Source organism: Erythrobacter sp., assembly GCF_036351135.1.
GTDB lineage: Bacteria > Pseudomonadota > Alphaproteobacteria > Sphingomonadales > Sphingomonadaceae > Erythrobacter.
The window spans coordinates 77,418-89,248 of the sequence record NZ_JAZBON010000034.1; the positions used below are offsets into that span (position 1 = coordinate 77,418).

The following is an 11,831-nucleotide window of genomic DNA, read 5'->3' on the forward strand; positions in this document are numbered from 1 at the left end:
AACCATACCGGCGCGCTGCCCAGATGCCGCGTGTCCCAAGGGTCCGACCCTTGCTATAGTGGTAGTGGGTCGAGCAGACCAACCGCCTCAACGCAGTTCGAGGGTTGGCAAGGGCAGTCAGCCCTAAATTTACAGGCGCAACAGGGCAGGAAGGTCCTCCTTCGTCGGACCTGCCTGCATTGCTTTATGAAAGTTCTGAAAATTAACGGTTCCTGTTGCGCACCGTTCATCAAAATTTCCAGCAGAACATTTCCGCATACGCAAGTAAAAATAGCCATTTTCCGGGTTTCATCCACCGGACAATTTTCCGACAATTTCATCCATGTCGGAAGATCGCATCTCAACCGCCCAAGCTCACGCGCAGCTGAAGCAGCTGGAAGCATGCGTAGCGGCGTTGATGCAGGGCCGGAATCTCGACGATGGCACTGCAGCAGAAATTTGCAAGAAGGGACCGAGCGCCGCACTCATCGCCCGGCTCAACATGTCGGAAGCGGTGCTACGCGCACCAAACCTGTTCAAGAACCCACTCACCAAGGATCTGCATATCACGGGGCGGCCGGACCGCTATCGCAAGATGCGCAAGCAGGCGGTTGGCGAATGGGACGCCGGGAACACGCGCACGCAGGAGACGAACCTGATGTATCCTGCCTCGCGGCCATCGAGACCGCGCGGGCCCGATGGTGGGCGCTCATTTCATATGAGCGAGATCATCATCCACCCGGTTACGAAAACCTCGACGTCGCGGCTCAAGGCTCGTCATCACTATACCTTGGACGCAAGCAAGGTCCCCTATGTGGAAGCGACACTGGGCGGGCAACACTTGGACCGTGGCCTTTATCTGTCACGTTCCGGCGTTGCCGCAGAGTATGGAAAGAATCTGTTGGCTATCACTTCGATGGGACCGGGCGATGACGGTATTGTCAAACAATGGCGTCTGATCGATCTTACAGAGAAGAGGAAGGTGCCGAACCCCATCGAACGGCATCTGACCATCAATCTTGCCAAATCGACCGATCCCGAGTTCTGGCGGCACCTCGAAGCGGAACCGGATGTTCCAGAATGCCTACGTGCGTTCCTTGAGGCAGGTAATTCGCGGGTTTGTTTCAAAGGCAGAAAATCGAAGCAGGTCGAGAGGTTTCTTAGGGCTCATGGCTGGCATGACCGCAGCAGTAAAAAGAAACGCGCTGACATAATCTTCAACAGGGGAAAGCAGCCGATCGCTCAACGGCGACTTGTTTTCGAGCTTCCCGGTAGCCTCTCGCGTGCCGCGATCGAGAGGATTATCAAACTGCTTTCACGGGAATTTCTTAAACGCAACCTGCCCTTCGTGCTGGTCGTCCACCGCCCAAACGAGCAAAACGACTTTCGCAATTGGCATATCCACCTAGATTACCATCACCGGCCAATGCTGCGGTTCAATCCCGCATCCTACGAAATCGAGCCAGTCCTTCCGCCGACAAAAATCGTGGATGCCAATGGTAAGGAGAGGTATCCTGGCAAGAAGGCTTACGAGCAGTATTGCCTAAAGCGCGATGCCTTGGCCAATGCCGACCCCTCGTGGACAGGTATGTGGGACAGCGCGATCGAATACGAATATCGCACGCCCAGTGGGAAAAAGAAGACTGCCTTTCCCTTCGTGCAGGAGATCCACCCGGACTTTCGTGAGGAAGGTGCATGGATCAGGCACCTCCGCACTCGATACGCCGATATCATCAATGCCGAACTGAAACGCGAAAACCTGCCTGACCGGTTTGATCCGCGCAGCTTCGAAGAGCGGAACATCGACAAAATACCGGATGTTCATTTGAGCAATGCGAAAACGAGGTTCGAACGTTCTGGTCGACCGACGCTCGAAGGAGCGATGAACGAGCAGTGCCTGTGGAATTATGAGGTCAACGAACTGCGAAAGCAGTTCCCCGGCGGTGACCAACCGGATGGCGATCCGGCGACCGTCGCGGGCTTTATTGCCGGTTATGTTGAGCTGTTGGGGGCCCGCCTTCGTTCTCGCGCCGAATACATCTACAAGTTCGCAACGCGCGAAACGAATTGGGACAGCCAGCCCGAACCTTCGGCGACCTCGCTTCGGCGAAACAAGCGGGAAGATTATAGCGCAGAGAGGCTGGCTAAGGAGTCCGCCGAAATGCTGTCGCGCTTCAACCGCATCTGGCCCGCCCTCACGAGTGGAATGCAGAACCTGCGCACTCGTATTCGTGCGGTGGATTCCGAGGCCCCAGCGAAAAAGACAGCTGTCCCCGCCAATCAGATGAAACCGAGGGACGCCGAGGTCGACAATCGCGCTTCGGATGTTCGCGTGGCTACTGTTCGTCAAGGCGAAGCTACCGATGCCCGCCAATCTCGGTCGCAAAATACGAGTATGGCCCCGGCAGGGTCAGCGCCTGAAGGTCAGTCGGTTGTGGCTGCGTTAAACAAGCTGAGGGCCCATTCCATACCGTTCGCGATCTCGATGGGGAGCGATAATGGCCGAAAGACTCTCGTGGCGACGATCAATCAGCGCGATGCAGAAGCTCATAAGCTGCCACGGCAAATCGTGGCACGGACTGCGTCTGATAGGTCTGATCTGATGACCCTGCAAAATGAGCGAATGGATGCACGTGCAGAGGCTGAAGCGAAAAGTGCGCGGCAATCGCAATCGGTCCATTTGCCCAGTTCGACAACGTCAAATGAAGCAGCCTCACCAGCGCCCGCCAAGAGCCTGGGTGAGTTTCCCCCGATATCCGATGCGACAGCCCTCAGACCGAAATCCACCGGCGGATCGCTCGCCGAAGAACAACGCGCCGCTCGCGAGAGAGCGGCGCTTGAGGAGGACGAGAGATGGATGGCAGCGAGCCGCAATGCACGTGCTGCATCGCTCGCGAGGCAGACCCGGTCGTCCTCGAATTCCCAGGATCTTCCGCCGTCGTCCGAGCCGTCCCGCACCGGAGCCGGAAATCGGAGAACCAATCAACCGATTTCCGGCACTCAGGAATCGCACCAGAAACCTGCCGGCGACGTCGCGAGGGCCCCGGCGCCTGCGGCCAAGGCCATCGATACGAAAAGTGCGGTCGCAGCAAAACGCACCGTCGTCACTCAGTCGGATTTGTCGCCGGCCGATCTCGAGCGGATGGCAACCCGTCCAATTCCGATGGTAATGGCTGGTGATGGGAAGTTTCGTCTCTTGTCGATCAACATTTCAGAGACGTTGAAGGCTGCGCAGGAAAAGGATCGGCACCGCGAGCAATTCCAGTTGTGGTTTCAGAGGCAGCAGGATGAACAGAGCGAAATCGCCCAACTGTTCGCTCGATCATCATACAAGAATTCCTCGCAGCTTCAGGAAGCGATCAAGGATGGTCAGGCTGACCTGCGCCTTTCGCTGCTTTGGGCTCGCTGGGACGGAACCGTAGTCCTGAAGACCGCCATTGCCCGTGGTCTGGAGATCCGAAACAAGGAAGAGCACGGGCTCGCTATCGAGGCGGAACAGAAGCTCGAACAAAACCGTCAGGCTGCGATGGCCCAACATCAAGGGTTCGGATTCTAAATCAAAACCCATTCGACCTCCCATATATCCGCATCAGGAAAATTTCGCACCTCCAGGTGCACATAGCTGAAGGGAACCGCTGTCCACGAGGACAGCTGGTGAAAGGAAAATGCCTTCGGCTGTCCTCGTTACTCAAAAGCGAGGACATATTAATGAATACACAGCACCCGGTAACTTCAACAGACGGGCAGGCAGTTGATAGGCGCACCCTACGCCGGATCACCCCGCTTTCCCAGTGGCCCAGCATTGCTGGCGAAAGACACTGCAAGATCGCCGTGATCGATCTCGAGACCGAAGGCTTCGATCCGCAATACCATCAGATTTTGGAATTCGCTGGTGCCATGATCGATGTGGATCGCGATGGGCGTATCCTCTCGATCGAAGGTCCGATGGGCGCGTTCAATGACCCTGGTCGGCCGATTGAGCGTAAGATCAGCGAACTTACTAATATCACAGACGATATGGTCGCAGGCCAGCGCCTCTCTCCCACGAAAATTGCGAGCTGGATCGACGAGGCCGATGCGTGCCTCAGCTTCAATGCCGCTTTCGATCGTCAGCATCTTGAGGAGCTGGTGCCGGAAGCTGGCACGATGGCCTGGATCTGCGCCATGGCGGACGTGCCGTGGCGCCGATTGGGCTTCGATGGCCGGAATCAGGGATACCTCGCCACGCAGGCGGGCTTGTTTAACGACAGGGCGCATCGGGCAACAGATGATGTCGAGACACTGGTGAATCTGCTGTCCCACAAGGTCGCGGATGGCAGGACCGTGCTCTCGCACGCGTTGGCCGGCGCGAGAGCCAAAACCTGGCGTTTCGAGGCCACGAATCTGCCGTGGCGCTTTTGGAACGACGTTCGGCGGCGCGGCTATCGATACTCCAGCCTCAACAAGGTTGCGCACCTCCTCGTGCGTGAAGACGAATATGAGGAAGAGCTGGCCTGGTATCGCGATCTAACCGGTAAGGCACCATCAATCGTGCCGGTGCGCGCCTTCGATCGCTATCGCGCGGACTGGCGCTGGAAGCCGGTCAAGTCGAAGGCGCGCGCCGCTGGGGCGGGGATTGGGTGAGCAGGATTCGGGAAAGGAAAATGCTCCGGCCGAATACGGCCGCAACCTCAAACGAAGGACTTGAAGAATGACGAATACAAACGATCGCGGCGTGCAGCATCGCAAGCAGCGTATGGCCGCCCTGCGCAAGTGCATGGGCTTCCCTCACGTAGCGCCTCTCACAGCTGGATTGAACTTTGCCGCAGTGGATGCACAGAATGAAGAGATCCTTGTCGGCATCGCCAAGAAAGCGATCCTCGATCGCTGCGATACCCTGCTGCATTGTTACGAATGCGTTTCGGCACGCGAGGTGGATCAAACCATCCTGGTGTATAGGACCCCGGCCGGAGCAGAGCTCTTCAAGGTCGAGATGGTGGAGCGGAGCAAGTCCAAGCCGCTGGAACTGATCACCACCGATGGAAAGCGGTGCTTTACCATTGATCGCCGCTTTCAGCTGATCGAAACGAAGGCACCACCGGCAGCGAAGCTGACGAAGGCATTGAGAGCAGCCAAGCGGCGTTACGAAGCCGCGCTCGAGGGTGAAACCGCTGAGAATGCAACCTGGGATCCGCAAGTCGTGATCTTCCAGACCGGCCCTGACAGCATGGCCGCGTAACCCACAAACCCATCCTGAAAACCCAGTCGCTTGCGGGCGGTGTCTCTCTGGAGATGCCGCCCGCGGCGCATGGGGGAGACACCCATGCTTGAACACCCAAACCACGTTTTGGCAATTTCGACTGTGCGGATGGCCAGCGCAACCGAAGTTGAAGATTACGCCAGACTGATTGTCTGCGTTGCCACATTCTCGGTCGAGCGAACGAGCGACGATGAGGCTCGGTTCGCATCGACCCACGTCACTTTCGAGCCGGACGGCGACTGGCGAGCACCAGCAGCGCATGTCCGCTGCCTGCTCCACCGCCACACCTATGCGCTCGGATGCCGAACGTCCTCTCTCAACCATCGAGAGCGATATCTGCGGCGCCGAAACGCGCGTTACGAGGAACTGCCAGGAACGGCTGTTCTGCCACCGCTCCAGCGTCATGTTATCCGAGCGTCCGAAAGCACGCTCGCCCGGCTCGGTCGAGAGCATGGCCTGATGGTCAGCGACCGACCTCCGAACCTTCTGCAGGCGAAGCGCGAAGCTGCCGAGAGAGCCCAGGCCGTTTGGCTGACAGCTATCGGATTTCTTCACGATCGCGACGAGCGGACGCATCTCTACGCCGCGTGGGAAGCTTGGCGGGTTCTGGAGCGGGCTCGCCCGCTCCCTTTCTGAAGGCAGTTGAAAGTGCCGAACACTGATTGAAAGGAAAAGGCACATGAAAACGAATACTTACCTCGCTTTGGACCTCGAAATGTATTGGGACGAGCATCTCTATGAAGCTCACAGGACGATGGATCCGAAATCCAACCGGCGGGCTACGGCCGTTAAGCGCGTGATGGCCGCGTCCGTATTCGAGTTCTCGGTGGACTCCGAGGGCCGCGTCGCGACGGGCGAAGTGGCATCTTGGACCGAGCACGGGTGGGGTGACGAACAGGCAGTGGTCGCGCAGCTTTTCGATTACCTGCGAGCCCGGGCCGATACGCCGGTGCTCACGTTCGGGGGCTTGGCGACCGATATTCCCGTGCTCGTGCTTGCAAGTATGGCGCACGGATTGCCGCTGCCGCCACAGTTGCTTGATCAGCCCGGACGCAAAGGCCCTCGCCCGCATTTGGATCTGGCACTGCTTCTGAAGGGGGGCGGACGCACATGGTCTCATTTGAGCCAAGTGCTGCTGCGCCTCGACATCCCGGAAGAACTGGTTGCTGCGAAGCCAAGCGTCTCGCGGCCGAAGCGAGATGCAGAATGGGCGTCCTTACGTGATCACGTCGAGCTCGATTGCCTACTTCTCTCGCTCGCGATGGTCGGGTGGCTCATTGCACAAGGACACGACGGCTTGCGCTTCAAGCCTGCAGCGATTGCTCTGATCTCTGGCTTTCTGCGCCGGCGGTCGGATCATGCGCTGGTCCCGCTTCTGGCCGACTATGCGATTGAGCTGGAGAACGGGTTCCGCGAATTGGTGATCCCGTCTTAGCCGCACATTTTCAGAAAGGGGCACAGTTTTGGGACTGCGCCCCGCTGTTCGATTTTCATTGGTGATTTAGAGTAGAAACGCCCTGATTTGCTGGAGTTGAGCGTAGCGAGACCGTCACAGCCTTGCTATCGCTGGCTTGGCCGCACGGTTTGAGGGGTGAGAATGGCAAAGAAAGCAGACAGTTCCAAAGGCGGCGACCTCGGTTTCGAGGCCGAACTGTTCAAGGCGGCGGACAAGATCCGCGCCAATATGGAGCCGTCCGATTACAAGCACGTTGTCCTCGGCCTGATCTTCCTCAAGCATATTTCCGATGGCTTCATGGCCAAGCGCGCCGAACTCGAAAAAGAGTATCCGGACGGCGTCGAGGACGAGGACGAATACCGGGCCGACAACGTGTTCTGGGTGCCGAAGGCCGCGCGCTGGGCACATTTGCAGGCGAGCGCCAAGCAGCCCGGCATCGGCAAGCTGATCGACGAGGCAATGCTCGAGATCGAGAAGGTGAACCCTTCGCTAAAAGGAGTGCTACCGAAGGACTACGCCCGCCCTGCGCTCAACCACGTCATGCTGGGCGAGCTGATCGACCTCATCTCCGGCATCGGCTTCAAATCCGACGAGGGACAGAGCCGCGATGTGCTCGGCCGCGTCTACGAATACTTCCTTGGCCAGTTCGCCGGTGCAGAAGGCAAGCGCGGGGGAGAATTCTACACGCCGCGTTCGGTTGTGCGCACCATGGTCGAGATGCTGCAGCCGCATGATGGCCGCGTTTACGACCCCTGCTGCGGATCGGGCGGCATGTTCGTGCAGTCGGAGAAGTTCGTCGAGAACCACGGCGGGCGCATTGGCGACATTGCCGTCTATGGCCAGGAATCGAACCATACGACCTGGCGGCTCTGTATGATGAACCTGGCGGTGCGCGGGATCGACGCCGATATCCGCTGGAACAGCGACGGCAGCTTTCACCGTGACGAATTGCCGGATCTGCGCGCCGATTACGTGCTCGCGAATCCGCCGTTCAACGTGTCGGACTGGGGTGGCAACCGCCTGCGTGAGGATGGCCGCTGGAAGTTTGGCATTCCGCCTGCCGGTAATGCGAACTTTGCCTGGCTGCAGCACATCCTGCACCATCTAGGCCCGACCGGCACGGCGGGCGTGGTGCTGGCCAACGGGTCCATGTCCTCCACGCAGAGCGGCGAGGGCGAGATCCGACAGGCGATGGTCGAGAGCGATGTGATAGACTGCATGATCGCGATGCCCGGCCAGCTGTTCTATTCGACCCAGATCCCGGTGTGCCTGTGGTTCCTTGCCAAGGACAAGTCGAACGGGCTGGTCGGCGATGCCAAGCTGCGCGACCGGCGCGGCGAAATCCTGTTCATCGATGCCCGCAAGCTCGGCCATATGGTCGACCGCACCCGGCGCGAGTTCTCGGACGATGATATCGCGCGGATCACCAACACCTACCACGACTGGCGTGAGGGCAAGGACCACAAGGACGTGCCGGGCTTCGCCTATTCGGCGAGCCACGAAGAGGTGGCGAAGCACGGCTATGTGCTGACGCCGGGCCGATACGTCGGTGCGGAAGATATCGAAGACGATGGTTTGCCGTTTGCCGAGCGGTTCGCGGCGCTGCAGACGACGCTGGAGGAGCAGTTTGATGAGGGGGAGCGGCTGACCGAAACTATCCGCGCACGGCTAAATGGTCTTGTCCTTCATGACTGAAGTTACTCTCGCTGACCTCGTCGAACCGGGTAGAAAAATATGCTACGGGATCGTTCAGCCAGGCGCAGCGCATGCGGATGGAATTCCGATCCTTCGCGTCAATAATTTTGGAGCAAACGGGCTGTCGACGGATGACGTTCTTCGCATCGACCCCACGATCGCTCAAAAATACCCCCGTTCAAAACTACACGGTGGCGAGTTGCTTGTGACCTTAGTCGGCTCGGTCGGCCAAGTTGCAATCGCGCCGACTAAGCTATCGGGGTGGAACGTAGCACGGGCCGTAGGCGTCGTTCCTATTGCCGATCCGGTAATGACAAAATGGGTGAGCTATGTTCTTCGAAGCGGCCCGGCCCAAGCGTTCCTAGGACAGCGAGCCAATACCACCGTGCAGACCACGGTGAATCTTCGTGATCTAGCGCTACTGCCTATTCCACTGCTGCCGCGTGACGAACTGGAAGCGGTAATCGTTGTTTTATCTGCCCTTGACGACAAGATCGAGCTGAACCGGCGGATGAACGAGACTCTGGAGGCGCAGGCGCGGGCGCTGTTCCACGACTGGTTCGTCGACTTCGGCCCTGTGAAGGCCAAGATGGCCGGCGACACCCCCTATCTCGCGCCGGACCTCTGGTCGCTCTTCCCCGACCGCCTCGACGATGACGGCGTGCCGGAGGGGTGGCTAAGCCAACCGCTAAAACAACATATCCGGGTTGAACGCGGATTAAGTTATAAAGGCAGTGGTCTGGTTGAAGCCGGTGAAGGCCTGCCCCTTCACAACCTCAATTCGGTCATCGAAGGTGGTGGATACAAACAGCATGGCCTCAAGCATTATGATGGGGACTATAAACCAAGACATCGCGTTGAAGTTGGCGATGTTCTGGTAGCCAATACAGAGCAAGGCTTCGATCACCTGTTAATAGGGTTCTCGACGTTAGTCCCGGCTTGGGTAGGGGAGAGCATTTTCAGCCATCACCTATACAAGGTAATTCCGCTGGAGGGGTCTGTCCTAAGTCGTCTCTGGCTGCATTACGCTCTCTCATCTTCTCCCATTGGAGAACGCATCCGAAGGTTTTCGAACGGCACTACCGTTAATATGCTGCCGAAAGACGCTTTTGAAATCTCCGAAGCTGTGATTCCGTCCGAGGGCCTAATCAAAGCATTTGATGATTTCGTTTCTTCAGCGCTGAGGCGATCCGAGAAAGCCGAAGATGAAAACCGCACGCTTGCCCAGACCCGCGACCTGCTGCTGCCAAAGCTGATGTCCGGCGAAATCCGCGTCGGCGATGTGGCGAATGAAGAGCTTTCCGCTGCATGAGCGACCGTCTGGACTCGGCACTCTGGAAAGCAGCGTGGCGCTTCTCCGACACCCGTATCCAGGCGCTCGCGCGCAAGGTGATCCACGCCATGCAGCGTATGCCGGCAAGCGGCATTTTCGGGGACGATTACCGGTTCAAAACCGTATGGGACGAGTATTGCCGCGAGGCGCAGGAAGGTCCGCATCCGATGCTGGAAGCGGCATTCGACCAAACTGTCGATCCGATGATAGCATGGCACATTGAGCAGCTGAATCACTCAGAACGCCAGCTGCTGGAAATTGCGCTTGCCGAAGGCGCAGAAGAGTGGGGCGACATCGCAATGGCCGTTCGTAGATCATTGCAAGGGATTGCGATTGATCGCGATTTGAGCAAGTTCCTAAACGATTGATTACGCAGCAGGGGGTGCGCGTGAGTGAATTGAAGACCTGTTTCGTGCGCCTGCTGCCGGCGGCTCGCGCAAGTCGCATCAACGATGCACCCACTAGTAGAGAGGTCGTCCTGTGACAAAGCGGAAGAACCCGGTCGTCGATCAGCTTGGTCCGATGGCGGCAGCCTTGGCCCCAATCCGGCAAAACCTACCGGGTATGGCAAGAGAGCGTGAGATCCTCCGCATAGTCGCGACGATCCCGGCGCACGACGAACAGGACCTCTTGGACGTGGCACGGGATGAAGTGCTTCGCTGGGCACGCAAACGCGCAGCGGGCGAATTGCCGAAAGAAGCCTGGGACGGGCAATCCTTTGAGGCGCTGGCAGCTGGTCGAACAACGATGGCTGCGCTGGTCACTGCTGGCGATAGCGTGCTCTGGTCACTGCGCGGAGACGATCCGGACAAGGCCGTTCCTGGGCGGATCTGGTCGACCGAAGTTAGCCTCGGGCGCAATAGTCCGGCGGACGATATCCAGCTTGGCGTTCGCCTTGTAGTGAATTCCGCTGAACCCGAATTGACCATCGAACCAGCGGTCCCCGGACTGGTCCGTCAGATAGTCGATCGTTGCGGGTTGAGAGACGGTGAGGTGCCAATAAGAGGCGACGGACACTTCGCTTCGAAATCTGAGCATGTCGACACACTTGTTAAGTGGCTTCATTCTGGCGCGCGCCGTCTACCCGTCATCGTCGCTACTGAAGACGAGCGCGTTGACGGCTCTCAACGTTCAGGGCTCGATGTGGAAGACCTTGCTGCAAGATTGTGCGGCCTTGCTCACGTCGTCTGGGTCCCTGCCGATCTCACTTTCGGATTAAGTGACGCCCTCGGCAAATCGCTCTCTGTTTTTCACGGAGGCGTCCGTCTTTATGAGCCCGGTCTCAGTTTGCTCGATGACCCACGTGATCACCGCTTGATCCTCGGTCAAGTTGTGGACCGTGATCCCAAGAGCGTGGCGTCAGAGCTCCGGCGCGGAATTGCGCGTGATAGTCTGCGCCGCACGCGGTTGGGTCACGATGTCCTTTCGTTCGCCGCCGTGCGTAGCGCGGCCACGCGCGCGACCAAGGAGGCTCGGACTAGTGAAGGTGCGGGTGATAGCGAACGGCTGACCGCCGCTTTAGCGCAAATCGAGGCGCTCACTCACGAGGCCGAAGAACTGCAATCGCAAATCGATCAGGCCTGGCAATTATCGGAAGATGAGAGCAGCCGCGCCGAAGCTTCGGAACGGCAATTACACGCCTCATGGGCGCGGATTGAAACTCTAGAGGATGCTCTTTCGAAATCTGGAACTGCGCTGGACGCCGCGCCGGATCCTACAACCTGGGACGAATTCGCCGAATGGTGTGATGCTATCTTCTCTGGCAAACTAGCGTTGGCACCTTCCGCCCGGCGCGGCCTCCGTAAGGCTCTTTTCCAAGATGTGGCCGTCGCTGCGAACTGTGTCCGATGGCTTGCTGAGGACGCTAGGAATCGGTTTGTCGATGGTGGCGGGGCGCTCGCAAACATTCCGGTCTTCGATGGGATTACAAACGCCCCGTGTGGAGGGGACGAATACACTTTTGACTATCAGGGGCGACGATTGTCGGCCAACTGGCATCTCAAGAATGGCGGAAATACCCGCCAGCCTGAACGGTGTTTGCGCATTTATTATACGTTCGACGCGCAATATCGACAAATAGTCGTGTCGGATATGCCGGCGCACATTAGAACTGCTGCAAGCTAAGGTCG

At 58.4% G+C, this 11,831-nt stretch carries 8 protein-coding genes; all 8 read left to right on the plus strand.

Annotation, left to right across the window (positions count from 1 at the left end; genetic code table 11):
• The first annotated feature begins 322 nt into the window (after positions 1-322).
• Positions 323-3,535 carry a MobA/MobL family protein gene (locus V2I30_RS13505; RefSeq protein WP_330662697.1) on the plus strand — a complete coding sequence of 1,071 codons (3,213 nt, stop codon included), beginning with the start codon at positions 323-325 and terminating at the stop codon, positions 3,533-3,535.
• Between the two features lie 275 nt (positions 3,536-3,810).
• The gene (locus tag V2I30_RS13510) at positions 3,811-4,602 is read left to right on the plus strand and encodes an exonuclease domain-containing protein (RefSeq protein ID WP_330662698.1); all 792 of its coding nucleotides are present in this window, start codon (positions 3,811-3,813) and stop codon (positions 4,600-4,602) included.
• Between the two features lie 67 nt (positions 4,603-4,669).
• Positions 4,670-5,197: a hypothetical protein gene (locus V2I30_RS13515; protein ID WP_330662699.1), complete on the plus strand. Its 528-nt coding sequence runs from the start codon at positions 4,670-4,672 to the stop codon at positions 5,195-5,197.
• A gap of 700 nt (positions 5,198-5,897) precedes the next feature.
• Entirely contained in the window at positions 5,898-6,653 is a 756-nt protein-coding gene (locus V2I30_RS13520; RefSeq protein ID WP_330662700.1) for a hypothetical protein, read from the plus strand.
• Positions 6,654-6,815: 162 nt separating this feature from the next.
• A complete protein-coding gene (locus V2I30_RS13525; RefSeq protein ID WP_330662701.1) occupies positions 6,816-8,369 on the plus strand; it encodes a class I SAM-dependent DNA methyltransferase in 1,554 nt (517 codons plus the stop codon).
• Entirely contained in the window at positions 8,362-9,681 is a 1,320-nt protein-coding gene (locus V2I30_RS13530) for a hypothetical protein (RefSeq protein WP_330662702.1), read from the plus strand. The genes V2I30_RS13525 and V2I30_RS13530 overlap by 8 nt, the downstream gene beginning before the upstream one ends.
• On the plus strand, positions 9,678-10,070 hold the full coding sequence (locus V2I30_RS13535; RefSeq protein WP_330662703.1) for a hypothetical protein: 393 nt from the start codon (positions 9,678-9,680) through the stop codon (positions 10,068-10,070). Before V2I30_RS13530 ends, V2I30_RS13535 begins: the two co-directional genes overlap by 4 nt.
• 268 nt (positions 10,071-10,338) lie before the next feature.
• Entirely contained in the window at positions 10,339-11,826 is a 1,488-nt protein-coding gene (locus tag V2I30_RS13540; protein WP_330662704.1) for a hypothetical protein, read from the plus strand.
• Positions 11,827-11,831: the final 5 nt, after the last annotated feature.

Bases quoted from the DNA above. Each gene is read 5' to 3' on its own strand.
- V2I30_RS13505 (WP_330662697.1), top strand. From the start codon at position 323: ATGTCGGAAGATCGCATCTCAACCGCCCAAGCTCACGCGCAGCTGAAG.
- V2I30_RS13515 (WP_330662699.1), top strand. From the start codon at position 4,670: ATGACGAATACAAACGATCGCGGCGTGCAGCATCGCAAGCAGCGTATG.
- V2I30_RS13520 (WP_330662700.1), top strand. From the start codon at position 5,898: ATGAAAACGAATACTTACCTCGCTTTGGACCTCGAAATGTATTGGGAC.
- V2I30_RS13525 (WP_330662701.1), top strand. From the start codon at position 6,816: ATGGCAAAGAAAGCAGACAGTTCCAAAGGCGGCGACCTCGGTTTCGAG.
- V2I30_RS13530 (WP_330662702.1), top strand. From the start codon at position 8,362: ATGACTGAAGTTACTCTCGCTGACCTCGTCGAACCGGGTAGAAAAATA.
- V2I30_RS13535 (WP_330662703.1), top strand. From the start codon at position 9,678: ATGAGCGACCGTCTGGACTCGGCACTCTGGAAAGCAGCGTGGCGCTTC.